Origin of the sequence: Arthrobacter sp. R-11 (assembly GCF_049913155.1) — a bacterium.
Taxonomy (GTDB): domain Bacteria; phylum Actinomycetota; class Actinomycetes; order Actinomycetales; family Micrococcaceae; genus Arthrobacter.
In genome coordinates, this window is the sequence record NZ_CP183979.1 from 1,586,380 (window position 1) to 1,607,029 (window position 20,650).

Sequence of the window (20,650 nt, forward strand, 5' to 3'; positions counted from 1 at the left end):
CACGGCACAACTCTAGGAGTTCATGTGGCACTCGACGCCGCTGTAAAGCAGTCCATCATCAAGGAATACGCAACCTCCGAAGGCGACACCGGTTCGCCTGAGGTCCAGATTGCTGTCCTGACTCAGCGGATCAAGGATCTGACTGAGCACATGAAGGAGCACAAGCACGACTTCCACACCCAGCGCGGCCTGCTCGCCCTGGTCGGTCGTCGCAAGCGCATGCTGACCTACCTGAAGAACGTTGACATTGCCCGCTACCGTTCGCTCATCGAGCGTCTCGGCCTGCGCCGCTAGTTTGACTTCGGGCGGCCCGATCCCCAGGGAACGGGCCGCCCGCTTCACGCACAACTACATCCAAGGAAATCAACCGCATCGCGCATTCGCGGTCCTCGGTAGTGATCCCCGGGAACGTCCGTCCATTCCGACGGCGGAGCCCGAGGGTCTCGATCGATGACCGGGTGTCGTACAGGCTCGGAACAGACCCGGCCTGGGTTGATGCGGCGGACTTCCGCTATCAAGAAACGGAGGTGACTCTCAATGGAGGGTCCCGAAATCCAGTTCTCCGAAGCCATCATCGACAACGGCCGTTTCGGCAAGCGGGTCATCCGCTTCGAAACCGGCCGCCTTGCCAAGCAGGCTGCCGGCGCCGCGATGGTCTACATCGACGACGACACCGCCTTGCTGTCCGCCACCACCGCCGGCAAGTCCCCGCGCGAAGGCTTCGACTTCTTCCCGCTGACGGTTGACGTCGAAGAGCGCATGTACGCTGCGGGCCGCATCCCGGGCTCGTTCTTCCGCCGTGAAGGCCGCCCGTCCACCGAGGCCATCCTGGCCTGCCGCCTGATGGACCGCCCGCTGCGCCCGGCCTTCGTCAAGGGCCTGCGCAACGAGGTACAGATCGTCGTGACCGTCCTGGCGATCAACCCGGACGAGCTCTACGACGTCGTGGCCATCAACGCCTCCTCGATCTCCACCCAGCTTTCCGGCCTGCCGTTCTCCGGCCCGATCGGCGGCGTCCGCGTCGCCCTCATCGCCGACGAGCAGGGCACCCAGTGGGTTGCCTTCCCGAAGCACTCCCAGCTCGAGAACGCCGTGTTCGACATGGTGGTTGCCGGCCGCATCGCGGGTGACGACGTTGCGATCATGATGGTCGAAGCCGAGGCCACGGACAACTCCTGGAACCTCATCAAGGAACAGGGCGCCACCGCCCCCACCGAAGAGGTTGTCTCTGAAGGCCTCGAGGCCGCCAAGCCGTTCATCAAGGCCCTGTGCGAGGCACAGGCGGACCTGGCTGCCCGCGCCGCCAAGCCCACGGTCGAGTTCCCGATCTTCCTGGACTACCAGGACGACGTCTACGCCGCCGTCAGCGCCGCCGCCGAGGACAAGCTCGCCGCTGTCTTCCAGATCGCCGACAAGCAGGAGCGCGACAACGCTTCCGACGAGCTCAAGGATGAGGTCCTCTCGGCCCTCGCCGGCGAGTTCGAAGGCCGCGAGAAGGAACTCTCCGCAGCGTTCCGTTCGGTCACCAAGCAGGTTGTGCGCCAGCGCATCCTCAAGGACCAGATCCGCATCGACGGCCGTGGCCTGACGGACATCCGCCAGCTCACTGCCGAGGTCGAGGTCCTGCCCCGCGTGCACGGCTCCGCCATCTTCGAGCGCGGCGAAACCCAGATCATGGGCGTCACCACGCTGAACATGCTCAAGATGGAGCAGCAGATCGACTCCCTGTCGCCGGAGAAGACCAAGCGCTACATGCACAACTACAACTTCCCGCCGTACTCCACCGGCGAGACCGGCCGCGTCGGTTCCCCGAAGCGCCGCGAAATCGGCCACGGTGCACTCGCCGAGCGCGCCCTGGTTCCCGTGCTGCCCAGCCGCGAGGAATTCCCCTACGCCATCCGCCAGGTATCCGAGGCACTCGGTTCCAACGGTTCGACGTCGATGGGTTCCGTCTGCGCCTCCACCCTGTCGCTGCTCAACGCCGGTGTGCCGCTGAAGGCTCCGGTTGCCGGCATCGCCATGGGCCTCGTTTCCGACGAGGTTGACGGCCAGACCCGCTACGCCGCCCTGACCGACATCCTGGGTGCCGAAGATGCCTTCGGTGACATGGACTTCAAGGTCGCCGGTACCTCCGAGTTCGTCACGGCCATCCAGCTGGACACCAAGCTCGACGGCATCCCGGCCTCGGTCCTGGCCGCCGCCCTGAAGCAGGCACGTGAGGCCCGCCTGCACATCCTGGACGTCCTGAACGCTGCGATCGACACCCCGGACGAGCTCTCCGAGTTCGCGCCTCGCGTCATCGCCGTCAAGATCCCGGTGGACAAGATCGGCGAGGTCATCGGCCCCAAGGGCAAGATGATCAACCAGATCCAGGAAGACACCGGCGCCGACATCTCCATCGAGGACGACGGCACCGTCTACATCGGCGCCACCAACGGTCCGTCTGCCGAAGCAGCACGTTCCGCGATCAACGCCATCGCCAACCCGCAGGTTCCGGAAATCGGTGAGCGCTACCTGGGCACGGTCGTCAAGACCACCACCTTCGGTGCTTTCGTTTCCCTGACCCCGGGCAAGGACGGCCTGCTGCACATCTCCGAGCTGCGCAAGCTGGCCAACGGCAAGCGCGTGGACAACGTCGAAGACGTCGTCTCCGTCGGCCAGAAGGTCCAGGTGGAAATCACCAAGATCGATGACCGCGGCAAGCTTTCCCTCTCCCCGGTTGTGGCCGAGGAAGAAGGCGCAGCTGCCGAGGAAGCTCCTGCCGAGGAATCCGCGGAGTAGCATCCCAGCACAGGTCGCGGGGCCGGTGGTACCTCCACCGGCCCCGCGCCGCTTTTAACCCGGAAGCAAAACCCCGGACCCACGCGGAAGCGGCCGCTGCTACCATGGCAGCCAGATCGCGGCCCGCCGCAAACCGAAAGGCTTTGATGACTGTCGTACCTCTCCCGCTTGAGCAAACCCTGCCCGGAGGCGAACTGATCCACGGTGCCGAGGGCGGCTCCGTCGTCCGGCGCTCGGTGCTCCCCGGCGGGGTGCGGGTACTGACCGAGGCCATGCCCGGGCAGCGTTCGGCCACCATCGGCTTCTGGGTGGGGGTCGGCTCCCGCGACGAGGCCGAAGGGCAACACGGCTCCACCCACTTCCTGGAACACCTGCTGTTCAAGGGCACCAAGCGGCGCACCGCCCTTGAGATCGCTTCCGCCTTTGACGAAGTGGGCGGCGAATCCAACGCGGCCACCGCCAAGGAAAGCACCTGCTACTTCGCCCGCGTCCTCGACTCGGACCTCCCGATGGCGATCGACGTCATCGCGGACATGATCACCGGCGCCGTCCTGGACCCGGCCGAGCTGGAGCAGGAACGCGACGTCATCCTCGAGGAAATCGCCATGGACAGCGACGACCCCACCGATGTGGCCCACGAGAAGTTCGTTGCCGCCGTGCTCGGCGTGCACCCACTGGGCCGGCCGATCGGCGGAACGCCCGCCGCCATCAAAGGCGTCTCCCGGGACTCGGTCTGGGAACACTACCGGCGCTACTACCGGCCTGACGAACTCGTCATCACCGCGGCCGGCGGCCTGGACCACGACGTCGTCTGCCGCCTCGTGACCGAGGCGCTGCGGGATGCCGGGTGGGAGCTGCGCGAGGGTGCCGCACCGGTGGAGAGGCGGTCCACCGAGCGGGCGTCGATCACCGGAACCGCCGGGCTGCAGGTGGTCAAGCGCCCGGTGGAGCAGGCCAACATCATCATGGGCTGCCCCTCGCTGGTGGCCACGGACGAGCGCCGCTTCGTGATGAGCGTGCTGAACGCCGTGCTGGGCGGCGGCATGTCCTCGCGGCTGTTCCAGGAAATCCGGGAGAAGCGCGGCCTCGTCTACTCCACCTACTCCTTTGCCTCCTCCTACGCCGACGCCGGCTACTTCGGCATGTACGCCGGTTGCACGCCGTCGAAGGTCAAGCAGGTCCTGGAACTGCTTGGTGCCGAGCTGGACAAGCTTGCCGCCGACGGCATCACCGAGGAGGAGCTGAGCAAGGCCGTGGGCCAGCTGAGCGGCGGGATCGTCCTCGCCTTGGAAGACACCGGCTCGCGGATGTCACGCCTGGGCCGTGCCGAACTGGTGTCCGGCGAGTTCCAGGACATCGACGAGACGCTGCGCCGGATCAAGGCCGTCACCGCCGTCGAGGTCCAGGAACTGGCCCGTGAACTGGCCGCCTCGCCGCGCACCGTCACCGTGGTGGGGCCCTTCGAGGAGACGGAGACCTTCGGCCTCTGAGCCCAGGATCCCCAGCGGACATGTCCGCTGCCGGCGTTGAAGAGTGGACATATTCCGAAAATGTCCACTCTTCGCATTTCCGGATGGACATGTCCGTGCCGGAACGGTGGACATGTCCGGCGGGCGGGCAGAAGATGGGGCCGGAGGCATCATGCGCGATCAGCGGCACCCGTCCGCAGCTGAATCCCTGGAAGCGTTCCTCGGCCGGTGGCGGGGGAGTGCCGAACTGGCCGCGTCGCCGTCGGGTCCTGCCCGCACGGTCGAGGCGGAGGTCGTCTTCACGAAGACCGCGGGTGGGCATGCGGTGGTGCAAAGCTACAGGCACCTGGAAGCCGACGGTTCCCATTTCGAAGGCCACGGGGTGTTCACCGTGGACCCGGACCATGGCGACACCCTCTGGTACTACGTGGACAGCATCGGCAAACCGCCGGAAGCCCCCGCCCGCGGCCATTGGCAAGGCGGCACCCTCACCCTCGAACGGCACAGCCAGCGGGGCACCTCACGCCACAGCTTCAGGATCGACGGCGGGGAACTGGTCCACAGCGGCAGCCTCCGCATGGGCAAGGCACCGGAGTTCACGGTTTTCCTCAGCGCCCGCTTCCGGAAAGCCTGAGGCAGCCTATCCGCCGGCGAAGGGCGGCAGGACGTCGACGACGTCGTCCTCGCCAAGCGCCACCGTGCGGTCGCGTACGGCGACTTCGTTGCGCAGGAAGCTGCTCCGGGCGATGATGCGTGCCAGCGGTGGGGTGCCGGTCGGGGGAGTTGCGCGTTCGACGGCGAGCAGCGCCGTAAGCAATTCCTCCAGGCTGCTGCCTGCGGGCAGGTGGTGGTGTTCTTCTTCGACGCCTGCCGCGGAACGTGCGGCAGCGAAGTAGCGTACGAGCAAGGTTGTTCAGCCTCCGATTGCGCTCATGCTGCGGTCGGGCTGGACGAAGTCCGCTGCGCCGAGTCCGGTGTGGTCCATGCCGTGTGCCTTGGGCTTGACCCACATGGCGTCCTGCCAGCGGGCGGCCAGTTCCTCGTCCCCGGCGCCCTGGCGGAGCAGTCCGAGGAGGTCGAATTCCTCGCGCGAGAACAGGCAGCTCATGATCTTGCCTTCCGCGGTGATCCTGGTTCGCTTGCAGTCGGCACAGAACGGCTCAGTCACCGAGGCGATGATCCCCACGGTGCCCAGCACGGGACCGGCGGCTTCGGCGGAACCGGGCTCCCGGCGTCGTACTTCAAAACGTTCGGCCGGCGCACCGTCGCGTTCGCGGGGATCGGGGCCGAGCACGAAGTCGCGGGAGAGGAGTTCGCGGATTTCGGCTGCGGTGATCATGTTCCTCCGCGTCCAGCCGTGGTCGGCGTCCAGCGGCATCTGTTCGATGAAACGCAACTCATAGCCGCGGTCCAGGGCCCAGGCCAGGAGGCCGGGGGCTTCCGCGTCATTGATTCCGCGCATCAGCACGGCGTTGAGCTTGACCGGTCCAAGCCCGGCGTCCCAGGCGGCCTCGACGCCGGCCAGCACCTTGTCCAGGAAGGGCCGGCGGGTCAGCTGGGCGAAGGTTTCCTCGTGCAGCGAATCGAGGGATACGTTGATCCGGCTCAGGCCGGCGGCCTTGAGCGCGGCGGCCTTCTTGTCCAGGCCGACACCGTTGGTTGTCATCGAGATGGGCAGCTCGGGGTGTTCGGCGCGCAGGGCGGCGATGATGTCCACGAGGTCGGCCCGGACCAGCGGCTCCCCGCCGGTGAGCCGGAGTTCGCGCACACCCAGCTGACGCACACCCACGCCCACGATCCGGACGATTTCCTCCGCCGTCATCACAGCCTGCTTGGACAGCCATTCCAGGCCCTCGGCGGGCATGCAGTAGGTGCAGCGCAGGTTGCATTTGTCTGTCAGAGACAGACGCATGTCGGTGGCCCGGCGGCCGTGGACGTCGAACAGGCCCGCCGGGGCACCTTCAGGGCGCGGCGGGGGTACGGCGCCATTGCCGGCGTCCCCGTCCGCGCGCACCAGCGGCATTCCCAGTCCAACACTCATGTTTTCAGGCTACGCCACCCGGAGCGGAAGCTCCCTACCGGGAACCGTCGCATTTCACTCCTTGTCGTCAAAGAATGCCCGGTTCTCACGCCCAGTTCTTACGGAATCCCAACGGATCGCCCTCCGGACCCGAGGAACCGTTACGCGGACGGGGCACAAACCTATGCTGGGAGGGTGAACAAGGCTTCCCCTCCGGGCGCCGCCGATCGAGGCGCCGTCGAGCATCGGCCCACCGATTCAGGCAACCGCCGCATCCTCGTCGTCGAGGACGAGGCCACGCTGGCCGGCGTCGTCCGGGACTACCTGGTGCAGGCCGGCTTCCAGGTGCGGATCGCCGCGGACGGCTTCAGCGCACTGGACCTCGCGGCCTCCTGGCAGCCGGACCTTGTCCTGCTGGACCGCATGCTGCCCGGGCTGGACGGCGTGGAAGTCTGCCGCAGGCTGCGCCGGACCATGAGCGTGCCGGTCATCATGGTCACCGCACTGGGAACGGAGGACGACCGGATCCTCGGCCTGGAAACCGGCGCCGACGACTATGTCACCAAACCCTTCTCGCCCCGCGAACTCGTGCTCCGGGTGAAATCCGTGCTGCGCCGCAGCATCAAGGAGTTCGCGCCCGAACCGCCGGTGGAGACCGCTGGTTTCCTCCTGGACCCGGCCGCCCGGACCGTGCTGCACCACGGCGAGCCGCTCGCCCTGACCCTGCGCGAATTCGATCTCCTGGCCTTCCTGCTCCGCCGGCCGAACCAGGTGTTCAGCCGCGAGGAGCTGATCAAGACCGTGTGGGGCTGGGACTTCGGCGACCTCTCCACTGTTACCGTCCACGTCCGGCGCCTGCGGGAAAAGATCGAAGCCGACCCCACCGCGCCGCAGCTGCTGAAAACCGTGTGGGGCGTTGGTTACCGCCTTGATTTGCCGGAGACCGGGACCCTGCCGGAGGAAGACAGCCATGGAGGGCGCTGAGCTGCTGACCATCGTGGCCTGGGTGCTGCTCTGGGCTGTTGCGATCGGCGCCGCGACGATCGTGCTGCTCCGCTACCTTCGGCGCGCCTCCATCCTGGTGCAGGTCTGCCTCGTGGTCCTGGCCACCGTTGCCGTCCTGGTCGCGGGAATGGTGAGTGCCTTCAACGCCATGTTCATCTCCGCCCGCGACCTGGAAGTCATGTGGTACATCCTCGCGCTGGCCTCCGCCGTCGCGCTGGGCATCGCCTTGGTCCTGGGTGCCGGGGTGTCGCGCAACGCCGCACGCCTCGTCACCGCCGCCCGGCAACTCGGCGGGGGCGGGACGGACGGAACGGACGGCGGGCGGCAGCCGATCCGCGGCCTGCCGGCGATGAATTCGGAACTGGCGCGGCTCGCCCGGGAACTCGAACAGAGCGGGGTCCGGCTGGAGGAATCCCGGCGGCGGGAGGCCGCCGTCGAGAACGCCCGCCGGGAACTCGTCTCCTGGATCTCCCACGATCTCCGCACGCCCCTGGCCAGCATGCGCGCCATGGCCGAAGCCCTTGAAGACGGCATGGCCCAGGACCCCTCCGCCTACCACCGCAAGATCATCAGCCAAAGCGAACAGATGGCCGCCATGGTCAACGACCTCCTGGAACTCTCCCGGATCCAGGCCGGATCCCTCCGGCTACGGGCCGAGGAACTCGATGTGTACGACCTCCTCAGCGACGCCATCGCCGACCTCGCGCCGCTGGCCGCCCGGCGCGGAATCACGCTCGACGGCGGCGGGGTGGCCCAGTGCATGGCCGTCGCCGACGGGCCCAGCCTGGGCCGGGCTGTGCGGAACATCCTGCACAACGCGGTCATCTTCAGCCGGCCGGGCAGCACGGTCCGCGTAGGTGCCGGGATAGTCGCTGCCGCGAACGCGGACAGTGCCGCGAACGCCGGCGGTGCCCCAGACGCCGGCGGGGCAGGGGCCGCAGGGCCCGAACTCGTGGTCACCGTCGAGGACAGCTGCGGCGGGATCGCGGAGGACGACCTGGCACACGTCTTCGAGACCGGCTGGCAGAAAGACCCCGCACGCGGCAGGAACGACGACGGCACCGCGCTTGGCGGCTCCCGTTTCAGCGGCGCGGGGGTCGGCCTGAGCATGGTTGCGGGGATCGTCAAAGCCCACGGCGGCAGTGCATCGTTGGCCAACCGGGGGGACGGCTGCCGCTTCGAACTGCGCCTGCCCGCGGCACCGGGCACAGCCCCCGCATCGGCACCACCAGGGAAAGGCACGCCATGAGCCAGCTAGCCCGCCTATCGAAGGGCACCACCGCCGCCCGGACCCGATGGGCCGCCGCGGCCGGAACGGTTGCCGTAGGCGCCGGCGTCGCCCTCGGCGAGCTGCTCGCTGCCCTGCTGAGCCCCGGGCTATCGCCGGTCACCGCCTTGGGCGGTGCGGTGATCGACGCCGTCCCGCCGGGGGTCAAGGACCTCGCCGTGAGCTGGTTCGGCACCGCGGACAAGGCGGTGCTGATCGCCTCCATCGGCCTGGTCACCCTGGCGCTCGCCGCCGTCGCCGGAATCCTGGAGGACCGCAGGCCCGGGGCCGGCGTGGTCCTCGCCGGTGTCGCGGGCGCTGCGGGACTGGCCGCGGTGATGACCCGTGCACAGTCGGTCCAGCTGGCTGCGCTCGCCCCGGTGGCCGCGGCGGCGCTGGCGATGGCGCTGCTGCGGCTTCTCGCCCGGCGGTTGGCGGCCTGGAATCCCGCCGGCGGCAGGGTCAAGGAAACCGCGCCGCTGGCCCGCCGCAGTTTCCTGCAGTTCCTGGGGCTCGGGGCCGCCGGTGCAGCCCTCGCCGGAATCGTGACGGCGGTCATCCGCCGCGCAGGAAGCCTCGCCGCATCCGCCCGCAGCGCCCTGTCACTCCCGGCACCCACGACGCCGGCCCAGGCGATCCCGGACGGTGCCGCGCTCGACGTCCCGGGGATCTCGCCCCTCGTGACCCCGAATCCTGACTTCTACCGGATCGACACCGCCCTGATCGTCCCGACGCTGAGCCCGGAGGACTGGACGCTCAAGGTTCGCGGAATGGTTGACCGGGAAATCGAGTTGTCCTTCGCCGAGCTCCTGGCCAAACCGATGACCGCCCGCCACATCACCATCGCCTGCGTCTCCAACGAGGTGGGCGGGGACCTGATCGGCAACGCCTTGTGGCTCGGCTGGCCGGTCCGGGAACTCCTGGCCCTGGCCGGCCCCAAGGACGGTGCGGACATGGTGCTGTCCGTCAGCAGTGACGGCTGGACCGCCGGGACGCCCCTCGAAGCCCTCACCGACGTGCGGGACGCCCTGCTCGCCGTCGGCATGAACGGGGAACCGTTGCCGCTCGAACATGGCTTCCCTGTGCGGATGATCGTGCCGGGCCTCTACGGCTACGTCTCAGCCACCAAGTGGCTCACCGAACTGAAGGTCACCCGTTTCGCCGAGGACCAAGGATATTGGACGCCGCGCGGCTGGAGCGCCTTGGGGCCCATCAAGACCCAGTCCCGCATCGACGTCCCGCGGCAGGGCACCACCGTCAAGGCCGGAACAGTGCAGTTCGGCGGCGTCGCCTGGGCGCAGCACCGCGGAGTCAGCCGGGTGGAGCTGCGCGTGGACCGCGGCCCGTGGCAGGAAGCGGACCTGGCACCGGGAATCTCCAAGGACACTTGGGTGCAGTGGCGGCACGGCCTCGAACTGGGCCCCGGACAGCACGAAATCCAGGTCCGGGCCACCGATTCAAGCGGCACAGCGCAGCCCGAGCAGAAAACCCCGGTTGCCCCGGACGGCGCCACCGGCTACCACACCGTGACGGTCACAGCCGGCTGACACTGCGGGCAGCATGCCGTGATCCCGTAGGCTGGCAGCACGACCCGCCCAACCCCGGAGGTAACCCTTTGGCCCGATCCGTCGCCGAGCACGCCGATGCCGTCCGCGGCCTCCTCGCCGGGCTGCCCGCAGCGAAGGGCAGCGAGCACCTTCCGCTGATGGAGGCACTCGGGCGGGCGCTCGCCGTCGACGTCCTGGCGCCCGGTCACCTGCCGCCGTTCGCGAACTCCCAAATGGACGGCTATGCGGTCCGTTCCCTCGATTTTCCGCACGACGGCGGCAGTTCCGGCGGCGGCAGTTCCGACGGCGGCCCCGGAGTCGGCGGCGGCCCCGGAGCCGGCGGCGTGCGGCTGAAAGTCGTTGCCCCCATCCCGGCCGGTGTGGCACCGCAGGAACTGCTCCCGGGCAGCGCCGCCCCGATCATGACCGGCGCGATGATGCCCGCCGGAGCGGACGCCGTCGTGCCGATCGAGCGTGCGGTGCCGGACCGCTTCCCCGAACCGGGCGCGGACGCCGTCGTCGATCTTCCCGCGACGGCGGCCCGCAGCTTCGTCCGTGCAGCCGGCAGCGATATCGCCGCCGGGACGCTGGCGCTTGCCGCCGGAAGCAGCCTCGGCCCGGGGCAACTGGGCCTGCTCGCCGCGCTCGGTCTCACCGAGGTGGAGGTCCGCAGGCCGCTGCACGTGTTCCTGGTGACCACCGGAGACGAAGTGGTGGAACCCGGCCGGCCGCTGCCGCCGGGCAAGATCCACGACGCCAACGGAACCCTGCTCGAAGCGGCAATGCGCCAGGCCGGCCTGATTGTCACGCGGAGCGCCATTTCCTCCGACGACCCCGCCGTGTTGCTCGGACTGCTGCGCGGCCGGGACGCCGGCACGGACCTCATCGTGACCACCGGCGGCGTCAGCAAGGGCGCCTACGAGGTGGTACGGCAGGCCATGGCGGAGCAGCCGGTGGAGTTCCTGTCCGTGGCGATGCAGCCGGGCGGCCCGCAGGGCATCGGAACCTTCGACGGCGTGCCGTTCCTTGCCTTCCCGGGCAACCCGGTGAGCTGCCTGGTGTCCTTCGAGATGTTCCTGCGCCCGGCCCTCTCCGCCGTGCTCGGCACGCCCGCGCCCCGGGCCGCACCCCGCGCGAGACTGACGGAACGCCTCAGCTCGCCCGCGGGCAAGCACCAGCTGCGCCGGGCCAGCCTGCTGCCGGACGGCCGAGTCCGCCTGGAGGGCGGCCCCGGTTCGCACCTGGTCCATGCCCTGGCCAACGCCAACGCACTGGTGCACGTGCCGGCCGATGTCACGGAACTCGAAGCAGGCGCCGAAGTGGAAGTATGGATGTTGTGAGTGATTCCCAATACACCCCGGATACCGCCGGCGGCCTGACCCACCTGCGCCAGGACGGCCTGACACATTTGCGCCCCGATGGTTCGGCCCAGATGGTGGACGTCTCCGGCAAGGCCGTGACCACCCGCGAAGCCACCGCAACCGCCACCGTCCGCAGCACCCCCGAGGTCCTGGCCCTGCTCGGCGCCGGGGAACTGCCCAAGGGCGATGCCCTTGCCGTGGCCCGGGTCGCCGGGATCATGGCCGCGAAGAAGACCCCCGAACTCATCCCGCTGTGCCATCCGCTGCCGATCTCCAAGGTCACCGTGGACTTCAACCTCGGAAGCGACTCGGTGCAGATCCGGGCGACCGTCAAAACCCGCGGCGTCACTGGCGTCGAAATGGAAGCCCTCACCGCGGCGTCAGTGGCGGCCCTAAGCGTCTACGACATGATCAAGGCCGTGGACAAGCACGCCGTCATCAGCGGCATCCAGGTGCTCGCGAAGAGCGGCGGCAAGAGCGGCGACTGGAGCCTTGACGGCGGGACACCCGGCGCGGAGACCACGCCGTGAGCGGCTGCGAACCGGGCGGGCACGGCCCTCGCAAGGCCGGCGTCGTCATTGCCTCGACCCGCGCCGCCGCGGGCATCTACCGGGACGAGACCGGCCCCGTGATCGAAGACTGGCTGGTCGAACACGGATTCGAGACCTTCCCTGCCATGGTCGTGCCCGACGGCGAAGCGGTAGGCGCCGCGATCCGCGCCCTGCTCAGCCAGGAGCCCGCCGTCATCATCACCAGCGGCGGCACCGGGCTCAGCCCCGACGACCGGACCCCCGACGTCACCCTGCCCCTGCTGGACCGGGAAATTCCGGGCATCATGGAAGGCATGCGCCGGGCCGGTGCCGCGAAGACACCGCTGGCCATGCTGAGCCGCGGCCACGCCGGAACCGCGGGCCGCACCTTCATCGTGAACCTGCCGGGTTCCCCCAAAGGTGTCATGGACGGTCTCGCTGTCCTGGACCCCGTCCTCGCCCACGTATGCGACCAACTGGAAGGAAGCCATGGTCACTGAAAGCAGCTTCGAAGTGGTCCACGCCGTGCTCAGCGCCGAGCCGATCTCCGTGGACCAGGCCATCGCAGCCGTCGAATCGGACACCGCGGGGGCCGTGGTGAGCTTCAGCGGCGTCGTCCGCAATCACGACGGCGGCAAGCCCGTGGACCGGCTCAGCTACAGCGCGCACCCAACGGCGCACCAGGTGCTGGCCGACGTCGTCGCCACCCTGGTTGCCGAGCATTCGGGGGAGGCGGAACAGCCCGTGCGGATCTGGGCTGCGCACCGCATCGGCAAACTGGAGATCGGCGATCCGGCACTGGTGTGTGCGGTGTCCGCCGCGCACCGCGGCCAGGCCTTCGCGATCTGCTCGGAACTGGTGGACCGGATCAAGGAACAGGTCCCCATCTGGAAGGAACAGTTCTTCAGCGACGGCACCGTGGAATGGGTCGGGGCCGGGGAGTAGCCGGCACCCCGTAACCGGTTCAAGGCGGAGCCCCGCCCGACGGTAGGGTTAATGCCATGACCGAACAACTTGCCGTCGCTGTGCTGGGCGCCTCCGGGCGCATGGGAACCGAAGCCGTGAAGGCCGTGGAAGCAGCCCCGGACATGAAGCTCGTGGCCGCGCTGGGCCGCAACGATTCCCTCGACGCCCTGCTCGACGCCGGCGCCAAGTACATCGTGGACCTCACCGTTCCGGCCAGCACCGAAGCGAACGTGCGTTTCGCCGTCGAACACGGCATGCACGCCGTCGTCGGCACCACCGGCTGGGACGCCGGCCGCCTGGCCGCCCTGCGCGCCCTGCTGGCCGGCAATCCGGAGTCCGGCGTCCTGATCGCCCCGAACTTCGCCCTCGGTTCGGTCCTGGCCTCCGCTTTCGCCGCCAAGGCCGCCAAGTATTTCGAGTCCGTTGAAATCATCGAACTCCACCACCCCAACAAGGTGGACGCGCCGTCCGGCACTGCCGTGCGCACCGCCCAGCTGATCGCCGAAGCCCGCGAGGAAGCAGGCGTCCCGGCCAGCCCCGACGCCACCGAAACCTCCCTCGACGGTGCCCGCGGCTGCGACGTCGACGGTGTGCGCGTCCACAGCGTCCGGCTCCGCGGCCTCGTGGCCCACCAGGAAGTCCTGTTCGGCGGCCCGGGGGAGCAGCTGACCATCCGTCACGACTCCTACGACCGGGCCTCGTTCATGCCCGGCGTGCTGCTCGGCCTGCGCAACGTCGCCGGGCACCCGGGCCTCACGGTGGGCCTGGACGGCTACCTGGACCTGGGCCTCTGAGCCATGGATACCCTGTGGGCCGCGGTCAAGAAGAACCGCACCAAGATCTGGGTCGGCGCCATCACCCTGCTGCTGGTGCTGTACCTGGTGGTTTCCTTCCAGCGTTCCCTGCTGCTGCTCGGCGATGCCAACCTCGTGGCCAAGGCGATCGGCGCGGCCTACCTGGTGCTGCCGATGGTCGGTGCCTGGGCGCTGATCCGCGAGCTCATGTTCGGGGCGCGCACGGAGCAGATGGCCAGGATCCTGGAGGCCGAAGGCGGCCTGCCGGAGGACCGGCTGCCCCGGACGCTTGCCGGCCGCATCGTGCGTGCCGCCGCTGACGCCGAATTCGAAAAGTACCGGGTGGAAACCGAAGCCGCGCCGGAGGACTGGCGCTCCTGGTTCCGCCTCGCCTGCGCCTACGACGCCGCCGGGGACCGCAAGCGTGCCCGGGCCTCGATGCGCGACGCCGTCCGGCTGTTCCGCGGCCGGCCCGCCGCGGGCGCCTGATTCACCGGCATCCGGCTTCACGGACACCGGGGCTTCAGCCGCTGGCACCCGGCCGGTAGCGGCCCAGCACGGCGGCCCGGTGCGCCAGCCACTCCAGCGGTCCGCGCCGCCGCCACAGGGCAAACAGCACGCCGATCGCCACGGCCACCAACGCGTGCAGCAGGTATATGGCCTCCGGCGCCAGCCCGGCCGGTAGCTCCTCTCCGTGGAACCAGGACACCGCCCACACGTGCAGCGCGTATAGGGTCAGCGTCATCGCGCCGGGTCCGCTGAGCGGCAGCAACCAGCGTGCGGTTTCCGGGGCGCCCGGCCGGCGGAGCCCGCCCAGCAGCAGGAAGAAGGCGACGACGGCGGCCGCAACGCCCGCGGTATGCAGCAGGTCCAGCGTGGTTCCCGAATGGGGTGCCGCAGTGGCGAGCCACCACCAGCTTCCGCTCTGCTCGACACCCGTCAGGCTGACCTGGAGCCGGCTCTCCAAGGGGAACGCGGGGTTGCCCACACTGTCCTCCAGGGCCTGCAGCCCGCCCCAATCCAGGATCGCAGTGTTGCCCAGCAGCTTCGCGCTGGCGGCCACGGCGGCGCCGATGCACAGCACCATGACCCGGACCGCCGTCCGCGCCAGCTCCAGCCGCCCGAGCAACAGGCCGATCAGCAGGTAGGAGAGCCATTGGAGCACGGGGTAATAGCCGGTGAGCAGGATGTCCGCAAGGAGCGTGCCCGGCGTTCCCAGATCCTCCATGGCCGGATTGTGGCCCAGTCGCAGCGGCGGCTCGGCGGACAGGAACCAAGGCCTCAACGCGAAAGCGAGGACCGGCGAAAGCAGCACCCATCCGCCGGCCCAGGCCGCAAGGGCTTTGGCGCCGAAGCCGAGGAAGGGCAGCACGCAGAGGAACAACACGGCGTAGTGCACCAGGATGACGGCAATGTTCACCTCAAGCCCGCCCAGGAAGAGCCCGACCACGGCGATCGGCACCGCCCGCAGGGCCACTCCGCGCCGCGCCGCCCGCAGTCCGGCCCCCTGTAGCGGCTGCTGCCGCCCCGTACTGAGGGCGAGCCCGACGCCGGCCAGCACCGCGAAGAGGGCGGCCGAACGACCGGAAAACACCAGGCCCACCCAGGTGGGGGTCTGTGCGGGGTCAGGTCCGAAGATGGCCATCAAATGGGTTGCCATCATGCCGAGGAGGGCTGCGCCCCGTGCAGCGTCCACGCCGGCCAGCCGGGTGGTGGCCGGCCGCGCCGCCTGAACCCGGCGCCGGGCAGGACCAGCGCGTGCCTCCATGGGCTTGATGGTCCCACAGGGCCGCGGTTTGCGGCAGCTTCTATCGGTGACGTGCGAAGTTCGCTCTTGCGCTGTTCACTTTCCGCCAGGAGCGGGGCCATCTGGCAGGCCACCAAACGCAGAGCCAGCGGGCTCCGCCGAGGGAAGCGGATCTGTTGAGCTGGCGACTCCGGGCGTGACGGCGGGACCGTTGTCAACGCGACCGGGTGCTGCTATGACCGTTGTATCGGCGGTCCCGAGCAGGCCGTTGATGGGAGTCAGGATGGATGGCGGCCGCTCCAAGGGAGCGCGCTGGATTCCGGTCGATTCAGGCGTGCCCCTCCGCCGATTCCACAAGCGTTGTCTGGAAGCAGCAGCGCACGGATTTTGTTACAAAAGTACCGGAGCGGCGCGGGCACCGGACGGCGGCCGGGAACCGTCGCGGCGCCGCCGGCGGTACAACGCGGGAAGCCGCCGTCGCATCGGCCATCTGGCCTTTCCGTCCTGCTCCGGTGGCGCAACCCCGGATGCTGCGCTGGCCACTTCATTCCCGTACCGGTCACAGGAGGTTGACGATGAATATCAAGCCGGAGGAAATCGGCCCCGAAGTACCCGAAGCCGACGCTCTCGAGCAGCGCACACCAGTCCTGCCCGAAAGCACCGGGGAGCCGACAGCGATGAACGCGTTGCCCGGGGACGTCCCGCAAGCGGACGCCATTGAGCAGCGCACGGACGTGCGGCCCGGCAACGCCGGCTACGAGCGGATCGCTGCCACCGAAGCGGAGGCCGCCGAAGCAGACCTCATTGACCAGACCATAGCGCCGGCCACCGGCAGCGAGGACGAGTACCCGGACGTCGTCGAGGACCCCGGCTGGTGAGGTGAGGCGGCCGCTCATCCGTGGGGCCGGGCAGTGCGGGTAGGGGGGGCATGTCCAATGCCCCCCGCGGGGCAGTCCGGGTTGCTGTTCCGTCTATCTCGAAGCCCGGCTCGCCGAGGACGCGGGCCTGGATATCGCCGGCGCAGCCCTGGGAAGGCGGTGTTCCTGGCTTTGGCGATGGTGCATCCGGTGGGGTTCGAACCCACGACCCGAGGATTAAAAGTCCCCTGCTCTGACCACTGAGCTACGGATGCCACCGCCCCACCGAGACAGGCCTCCAACCAGGTCCAGGTGATCCCGTCTCCGGACTCAGCGGTGCCACGGGTTGGCTGGTGGGTCTTTCCTGTGAATGGACGTAGTCTCTATCCGGTCCATCGACTGATGTAGCGGGCGAGGAAGCCGCACGCTCCGCCAGCCAGGAGGATGAATCCCAGGAGCCCCATGCCCGGGACTTCGGCGGCCATGCCATCCCTCCGACGACGAGCCCGAGGCCCGTGAGAGCCAGGGCCAAGGGGACGGAACGGCGAAGCCACAAGCCGGGAAGCTTGCCGGTGCTCAGCTCTTGCGCGGGACGCGGATCGTCAGTTGCCAGGTCCGTCTCGGGTTCCTGGAGTCGCTTGCGCTCGTCTCCGAAGCGATGCTCCGCGTGGGCGTTCCGCCCAGCGCCATGGGTTCGCCGCAGTGAGTGTAAACGCCGAGTTGCTCATCTCCTGGATCGGGCAGGAGCCTAGCCAGCACCTTGGGATCCAAGGCACCTGCGCTGACTTGGTGCGCAGAGTAGCCGTCGCATTCAGTGCAGGTGTAGCTGACATCCACCGCGCCGGCCGGACAGCGTGCCTGCAATGGCTCTCTGTCCAGGGCCGGATTCTAGGGCTGGGTTCCGTAGATGAATTCCTTTGCGTGCGCTACGGCTTTTCTGAATGCGTCGTTGCGCAGCGTGGCTTGCTCGAGGTTCTTGGGATCGGTTTCGAGGTAGTTGGTGTAACCAGGCCGCAGGACCCAGATGTCGCCGGCCGGGGGCAGGTAGAAGACCCCGAACGAGCGGTGCTGCGGGTCGTGGGTCCACACGGGGACAACGGCCACCGCAGCCCCGGTGTCTATATTGATCCATTGGGCGCGCGGCATGGGTTGTTCGTGGGTCTCGGGATCCAGGAACGGCGCCGTTCCTTTTCCCCACCGCTTCTCAAAACGCTCATAGAACGCGGGCATCAAGTGGCTGTCGTAGGGACGCCAGGCAGTCATTTCGGTTCCTCGGTGAATACGGTTCCTTGGTGATTACTTAGTCCGGGGGCCATGTGGCGGTCAGCGCGGAATCCGCCAAATCCACGTGTAGCCGGGCGGGGGATATGAACCTGCCCACGCCGGCATGGGCCGCCTCCGGCTCCCGCAGCACGGCCCCAACCAGCAACCAGGCGGCAGGAAGCCATCCTGGCGGCGTCCGCACGACGGTTCCGCCCGACCCCTCCACGGCTTCACAGGTGCGGCGGCTTGGGATGGTCCCTGTCGTATGCTGCACGTTTTTCCGGGTTTCTGACGACGGCGTAGGCCGCCATGACCTCGTGCAGCTCCGCTGAGCCCGCGGCCGCACTAGGTTCTCCCGCCGGGAGGGGGTCCGGGTGCCGGCTCCGCATCAGCGCCCGGTAAGTACGGCCCACCTCGCGCTGCGTGGCTGCGGGGCTGATGAGCAGGACGTCGTAGGGGTCTGGGTCGTTTTTCTTCATGGCTTTGCCGAATGTTCGGGTTGGGGAAACGGGGGATGGTCCCCGGTCCGTTCAGCCGGGGACCATCGTTGCCGGAGCCATCCCGGGGGTTTCTTGCCAGGATGGTGGTTCCGACGCTCCCGGTCCGGAGATTGCGAGCCGCGGTCAGGCGCTGATCTCCTGGCGCTGTTGCCCGCCTGTTTCGATTTCGATGCGGCGCGGCTTTGCCTTCTCCGCCACAGGGATCCGCAGGGTCAGGACGCCGGCGTCGTAGCTTGCTTTGACACCGTCGGTATCAAGCGCATCGCCGAGGATGAGCTGGCGGCTAAAGACGCCGCGGGGACGTTCGGAGGCAATCAGTTCTGTGTCCTCGCCGACGGGGTCCGGGCGTTCAGCCTTCACAGTCAGCACGTTTTGCTCGACGTCGATGTCCACGGAGTCAACGTTGACTCCGGGGAGATCGAAAGCGACCACAAAATCGTCCCCATCACGCCAGGCATCCATCAGCATCGCGGCAGGCCTTGCCGTGGTGCCGAGTACTTGCTGGGCCAGGCGGTCGAATTCACGGAACGGGTCCGTTCGCATCAGCATGGTGTGTCACTCCTTGCAGATTGCTGTCTACTTCCTTGTAAACCTTCCTTGTAAACCCAGCCGATCTATAGTGGCTGGTATATATTTCTTATAGCACCGCACATGGTCTTGGGCAAGCGTGATTTGGGAAACCCGAGGGTGGACGCTGGGACAGTCCGATGATCCGGGCAGTGGCGTGTATGCCATTTCCGTGGCCGCCGAGCTGGTGGGCATGGCGCAGCAGAATCTGCGCCTGTATGAACGCAAAGGCTTGCTGGAGCCGGGCCGGACCCTGGGTGGGACCCGCCAGTACAGCGAGGACGATCTCGTGACATTGCGGCGGATAGGTGAGCTCCTGGAATTGGGGTTGAACCTGGCAGGCATCCGCATGGTCCTGCTGCTGGAAGCAGATATCCGGCGCCTGCAGACGGACCTCGCCTCAGCACGGACCTTCGCACAGATCCGATCACGGCGCCGGCCTGAATGAACCAGCGAATGGCAAGTCCAGAGCCCAGACGGCAAGGCCGCCCATGCGCCAGGCATCAGATGAAACTCCGGCACCTTCCCGCTGGCGGGCTCCATTGACGTTGACACAACCACATCCACGCTGCGATGCAATTCCGCATCTTTGGTGCGCTGTGGTGGATGGGGTTTCCAACCTTGTATTCGAATATATGTTCGAATAATATTGCTGCATGAAAGATCCCATGCCGGACGGACCCATGAAGGCCGATGGCCCCTTGAAGGCAATGAGCCCCGGGGTGGTCGACTTCCTTTTCAGGCAACTGGTCAACGGCGAACCGCCGGAGGATGTGCAGTGGCAGCGCGAGGGGACAGTCCTCGTCGAGCAGCCCCCGGGTGCCGAGCTTGCAAGGCGGCTGTCGGAAACCGACCTGGACGCACTGACGCCCGCGGAACTCTTCGACTACGTCCGTGCCGCCCAGCGCCTTGGCGCCTGGGCCGACAAGCTGCGGGAGGCCGCCGTCGAACGGTATTGTGCGGGGCGGATTTGACCACGGCTGTGATTTTGACGGCGGACACCTGCCCCCATTCCCGTATCGCGCGGCTGACAGGGTAACGTTTTTCGTATGTCTGACTCCCGCGCAAATGTTCCTGCCCTCGGTACCCTGCTGACCGCCATGGTCACCCCCTTCACCAAAGACGGTGAAGTCGATTACAAGCAGGCGGCGGAACTTGCGAGCAAGCTGGTCGACGACGGCTGCGACGGCCTCGTCGTCACCGGAACCACGGGCGAAACCTCCACGCTGACGGACGAGGAAAACCTCGGCATGTTCCGTGCCGTCAAGGACGCCGTCGGGGACCGTGCCGCCATCATCGCCGGCACCGGCACCAACGACACCGCCCACTCGGTGCACCTCTCGCAGGAAGCCGCGAAGCTCGGCGTCGATGGTCTCCTGATCGTCACCCCGTATTACAACAAGCCCAGCCAGGCGGGCCTCCGTGCGCACTTCGAGACCGTGGCGTCCGCAACCGACGTCCCGGTGATGCTCTACGACATCCCCGGACGTTCCTCCGTGCAGATCGCGCCGGACACCATGATCCGGCTGGCCGAACACCCCAACATCGTGGCCGTGAAGGACGCCAAGGCCGATTTCGCCGCGGCCACCCGCGTCATGGCCCGGACCGATCTGGCGTTCTACTCCGGCGACGACGGACTGACCCTCGAATGGATGGCACTGGGTGCCGTCGGCCTGGTGGGTGTCACCACGCACGTCGCCACCCGCCGCTTCCGTGAACTGGTGGACGCCGTCAACGCCAACGACCTCGGCACCGCGCGCAAGATCAACTTCGAACTGGAACCGGTGATCCGTGCAACGATGACCCGCGTCCAGGGCGCCGTCGCAGCCAAGCAGATTCTTAAATGGCAGGGAGTCCTGCCGAACTCGTATGTCCGTTTGCCCCTCGTGGAGCCGGACGCCGACGAGATCAACACCATCCGCGAGGACTTGGCGGAAGCCGGAATGGACTTCACCGTCTAGGAAGATTCCGCCGGA

The 20,650-nt window shown here is 68.0% G+C and carries 23 protein-coding genes and 1 tRNA gene; 17 read left to right on the forward strand and 7 right to left on the reverse strand.

Annotated elements, in window-relative coordinates:
• Positions 1 to 24: 24 nt before the first annotated feature.
• The 4 genes from rpsO (at position 25) to ACN9M4_RS07145 (ending at position 4,884) form a co-directional block, all read left to right on the forward strand.
• Positions 25 to 294: a 30S ribosomal protein S15 gene (gene rpsO, locus ACN9M4_RS07130; RefSeq protein ID WP_070350904.1), complete on the forward strand. Its 270-nt coding sequence runs from the start codon at positions 25 to 27 to the stop codon at positions 292 to 294.
• 243 nt (positions 295 to 537) lie between these two features.
• Complete coding sequence (locus ACN9M4_RS07135; protein WP_426302846.1) at positions 538 to 2,781, forward strand: polyribonucleotide nucleotidyltransferase; 2,244 nt, start codon at positions 538 to 540, stop codon at positions 2,779 to 2,781.
• A 146-nt stretch (positions 2,782 to 2,927) separates the two neighbouring features.
• On the forward strand, positions 2,928 to 4,271 hold the full coding sequence (locus tag ACN9M4_RS07140; RefSeq protein ID WP_426302847.1) for a M16 family metallopeptidase: 1,344 nt from the start codon (positions 2,928 to 2,930) through the stop codon (positions 4,269 to 4,271).
• A gap of 151 nt (positions 4,272 to 4,422) precedes the next feature.
• Entirely contained in the window at positions 4,423 to 4,884 is a 462-nt protein-coding gene (locus tag ACN9M4_RS07145; RefSeq protein WP_426302848.1) for a DUF1579 family protein, read from the forward strand.
• A gap of 6 nt (positions 4,885 to 4,890) precedes the next feature.
• Here the strand turns inward: ACN9M4_RS07145 and ACN9M4_RS07150 are convergent, their stop codons facing one another.
• Entirely contained in the window at positions 4,891 to 5,157 is a 267-nt protein-coding gene (locus ACN9M4_RS07150; protein ID WP_426302849.1) for a MoaD/ThiS family protein, read from the reverse strand.
• Between the two features lie 6 nt (positions 5,158 to 5,163).
• Positions 5,164 to 6,291 (reverse strand): GTP 3',8-cyclase MoaA, encoded by a 1,128-nt coding sequence (gene moaA, locus ACN9M4_RS07155; RefSeq protein WP_426302850.1) that lies wholly within the window; start codon positions 6,289 to 6,291, stop codon positions 5,164 to 5,166.
• Positions 6,292 to 6,543: 252 nt separating this feature from the next.
• Between moaA and ACN9M4_RS07160 the strand changes: the two genes are divergently transcribed.
• From ACN9M4_RS07160 to ACN9M4_RS07200, 9 genes are all read left to right on the forward strand, one after another.
• Complete coding sequence (locus tag ACN9M4_RS07160) at positions 6,544 to 7,254, forward strand: response regulator transcription factor (RefSeq protein WP_426303421.1); 711 nt, start codon at positions 6,544 to 6,546, stop codon at positions 7,252 to 7,254.
• A complete protein-coding gene (locus tag ACN9M4_RS07165) occupies positions 7,241 to 8,524 on the forward strand; it encodes a sensor histidine kinase (RefSeq protein WP_426302851.1) in 1,284 nt (427 codons plus the stop codon). Before ACN9M4_RS07160 ends, ACN9M4_RS07165 begins: the two co-directional genes overlap by 14 nt.
• Positions 8,521 to 10,089: a molybdopterin-dependent oxidoreductase gene (locus ACN9M4_RS07170; RefSeq protein ID WP_426302852.1), complete on the forward strand. Its 1,569-nt coding sequence runs from the start codon at positions 8,521 to 8,523 to the stop codon at positions 10,087 to 10,089. Before ACN9M4_RS07165 ends, ACN9M4_RS07170 begins: the two co-directional genes overlap by 4 nt.
• 68 nt (positions 10,090 to 10,157) lie before the next feature.
• A complete protein-coding gene (glp, locus tag ACN9M4_RS07175; protein WP_426302853.1) occupies positions 10,158 to 11,429 on the forward strand; it encodes a gephyrin-like molybdotransferase Glp in 1,272 nt (423 codons plus the stop codon).
• Positions 11,417 to 11,980, forward strand: coding sequence for a cyclic pyranopterin monophosphate synthase MoaC (moaC, locus tag ACN9M4_RS07180; protein ID WP_426302854.1), 564 nt, complete (start codon positions 11,417 to 11,419; stop codon positions 11,978 to 11,980). Before glp ends, moaC begins: the two co-directional genes overlap by 13 nt.
• The gene (locus ACN9M4_RS07185) at positions 11,977 to 12,480 is read left to right on the forward strand and encodes a MogA/MoaB family molybdenum cofactor biosynthesis protein (protein ID WP_426302855.1); all 504 of its coding nucleotides are present in this window, start codon (positions 11,977 to 11,979) and stop codon (positions 12,478 to 12,480) included. The genes moaC and ACN9M4_RS07185 overlap by 4 nt, the downstream gene beginning before the upstream one ends.
• Positions 12,470 to 12,925, forward strand: coding sequence for a molybdenum cofactor biosynthesis protein MoaE (locus tag ACN9M4_RS07190; protein ID WP_426302856.1), 456 nt, complete (start codon positions 12,470 to 12,472; stop codon positions 12,923 to 12,925). Before ACN9M4_RS07185 ends, ACN9M4_RS07190 begins: the two co-directional genes overlap by 11 nt.
• A gap of 56 nt (positions 12,926 to 12,981) precedes the next feature.
• Entirely contained in the window at positions 12,982 to 13,740 is a 759-nt protein-coding gene (gene dapB / locus ACN9M4_RS07195; RefSeq protein WP_426302857.1) for a 4-hydroxy-tetrahydrodipicolinate reductase, read from the forward strand.
• Positions 13,741 to 13,743: 3 nt separating this feature from the next.
• The gene (locus ACN9M4_RS07200; RefSeq protein WP_426302858.1) at positions 13,744 to 14,229 is read left to right on the forward strand and encodes a hypothetical protein; all 486 of its coding nucleotides are present in this window, start codon (positions 13,744 to 13,746) and stop codon (positions 14,227 to 14,229) included.
• 34 nt (positions 14,230 to 14,263) lie between these two features.
• Here the strand turns inward: ACN9M4_RS07200 and ACN9M4_RS07205 are convergent, their stop codons facing one another.
• The gene (locus ACN9M4_RS07205) at positions 14,264 to 15,508 is read right to left on the reverse strand and encodes a heparan-alpha-glucosaminide N-acetyltransferase domain-containing protein (RefSeq protein WP_426302859.1); all 1,245 of its coding nucleotides are present in this window, start codon (positions 15,506 to 15,508) and stop codon (positions 14,264 to 14,266) included.
• 554 nt (positions 15,509 to 16,062) lie between these two features.
• On the opposite strand from ACN9M4_RS07205, the gene ACN9M4_RS07210 reads away from it, so the two are divergent.
• The gene (locus ACN9M4_RS07210; RefSeq protein ID WP_426302860.1) at positions 16,063 to 16,365 is read left to right on the forward strand and encodes a hypothetical protein; all 303 of its coding nucleotides are present in this window, start codon (positions 16,063 to 16,065) and stop codon (positions 16,363 to 16,365) included.
• Between the two features lie 178 nt (positions 16,366 to 16,543).
• Here ACN9M4_RS07210 and ACN9M4_RS07215 read toward each other — a convergent pair.
• From ACN9M4_RS07215 to ACN9M4_RS07230, 4 genes are all read right to left on the reverse strand, one after another.
• A tRNA-Lys gene (locus tag ACN9M4_RS07215) sits at positions 16,544 to 16,619 on the reverse strand.
• Between the two features lie 613 nt (positions 16,620 to 17,232).
• Positions 17,233 to 17,607, reverse strand: coding sequence for a hypothetical protein (locus ACN9M4_RS07220; protein ID WP_426302861.1), 375 nt, complete (start codon positions 17,605 to 17,607; stop codon positions 17,233 to 17,235).
• A 230-nt stretch (positions 17,608 to 17,837) separates the two neighbouring features.
• Entirely contained in the window at positions 17,838 to 18,086 is a 249-nt protein-coding gene (locus ACN9M4_RS07225; protein ID WP_426302862.1) for a DnaJ domain-containing protein, read from the reverse strand.
• Positions 18,087 to 18,230: 144 nt separating this feature from the next.
• Positions 18,231 to 18,656 (reverse strand): Hsp20/alpha crystallin family protein, encoded by a 426-nt coding sequence (locus ACN9M4_RS07230; protein ID WP_426302863.1) that lies wholly within the window; start codon positions 18,654 to 18,656, stop codon positions 18,231 to 18,233.
• 118 nt (positions 18,657 to 18,774) lie between these two features.
• On the opposite strand from ACN9M4_RS07230, the gene ACN9M4_RS07235 reads away from it, so the two are divergent.
• The 3 genes from ACN9M4_RS07235 to dapA all read left to right on the forward strand — a co-directional run bounded on the left by ACN9M4_RS07235 (position 18,775) and on the right by dapA (position 20,635).
• Entirely contained in the window at positions 18,775 to 19,122 is a 348-nt protein-coding gene (locus ACN9M4_RS07235) for a MerR family transcriptional regulator (protein ID WP_426302864.1), read from the forward strand.
• Between the two features lie 208 nt (positions 19,123 to 19,330).
• Positions 19,331 to 19,648 carry a hypothetical protein gene (locus ACN9M4_RS07240; protein ID WP_426302865.1) on the forward strand — a complete coding sequence of 106 codons (318 nt, stop codon included), beginning with the start codon at positions 19,331 to 19,333 and terminating at the stop codon, positions 19,646 to 19,648.
• 75 nt (positions 19,649 to 19,723) lie between these two features.
• The gene (gene dapA, locus ACN9M4_RS07245; protein WP_426302866.1) at positions 19,724 to 20,635 is read left to right on the forward strand and encodes a 4-hydroxy-tetrahydrodipicolinate synthase; all 912 of its coding nucleotides are present in this window, start codon (positions 19,724 to 19,726) and stop codon (positions 20,633 to 20,635) included.
• Positions 20,636 to 20,650: the final 15 nt, after the last annotated feature.

Bases quoted from the DNA above. Each gene is read 5' to 3' on its own strand.
- ACN9M4_RS07135 (WP_426302846.1), top strand. From the start codon at position 538: ATGGAGGGTCCCGAAATCCAGTTCTCCGAAGCCATCATCGACAACGGC.
- ACN9M4_RS07140 (WP_426302847.1), top strand. From the start codon at position 2,928: ATGACTGTCGTACCTCTCCCGCTTGAGCAAACCCTGCCCGGAGGCGAA.
- ACN9M4_RS07145 (WP_426302848.1), top strand. From the start codon at position 4,423: ATGCGCGATCAGCGGCACCCGTCCGCAGCTGAATCCCTGGAAGCGTTC.
- moaA (WP_426302850.1), bottom strand. From the start codon at position 6,291: ATGAGTGTTGGACTGGGAATGCCGCTGGTGCGCGCGGACGGGGACGCC.
- ACN9M4_RS07165 (WP_426302851.1), top strand. From the start codon at position 7,241: ATGGAGGGCGCTGAGCTGCTGACCATCGTGGCCTGGGTGCTGCTCTGG.
- ACN9M4_RS07170 (WP_426302852.1), top strand. From the start codon at position 8,521: ATGAGCCAGCTAGCCCGCCTATCGAAGGGCACCACCGCCGCCCGGACC.
- moaC (WP_426302854.1), top strand. From the start codon at position 11,417: ATGGATGTTGTGAGTGATTCCCAATACACCCCGGATACCGCCGGCGGC.
- ACN9M4_RS07190 (WP_426302856.1), top strand. From the start codon at position 12,470: ATGGTCACTGAAAGCAGCTTCGAAGTGGTCCACGCCGTGCTCAGCGCC.
- dapB (WP_426302857.1), top strand. From the start codon at position 12,982: ATGACCGAACAACTTGCCGTCGCTGTGCTGGGCGCCTCCGGGCGCATG.
- ACN9M4_RS07200 (WP_426302858.1), top strand. From the start codon at position 13,744: ATGGATACCCTGTGGGCCGCGGTCAAGAAGAACCGCACCAAGATCTGG.
- ACN9M4_RS07205 (WP_426302859.1), bottom strand. From the start codon at position 15,508: ATGGAGGCACGCGCTGGTCCTGCCCGGCGCCGGGTTCAGGCGGCGCGG.
- ACN9M4_RS07210 (WP_426302860.1), top strand. From the start codon at position 16,063: ATGAATATCAAGCCGGAGGAAATCGGCCCCGAAGTACCCGAAGCCGAC.
- ACN9M4_RS07220 (WP_426302861.1), bottom strand. From the start codon at position 17,607: ATGACTGCCTGGCGTCCCTACGACAGCCACTTGATGCCCGCGTTCTAT.
- ACN9M4_RS07225 (WP_426302862.1), bottom strand. From the start codon at position 18,086: ATGAAGAAAAACGACCCAGACCCCTACGACGTCCTGCTCATCAGCCCC.
- ACN9M4_RS07230 (WP_426302863.1), bottom strand. From the start codon at position 18,656: ATGCTGATGCGAACGGACCCGTTCCGTGAATTCGACCGCCTGGCCCAG.
- ACN9M4_RS07240 (WP_426302865.1), top strand. From the start codon at position 19,331: ATGAAAGATCCCATGCCGGACGGACCCATGAAGGCCGATGGCCCCTTG.
- dapA (WP_426302866.1), top strand. From the start codon at position 19,724: ATGTCTGACTCCCGCGCAAATGTTCCTGCCCTCGGTACCCTGCTGACC.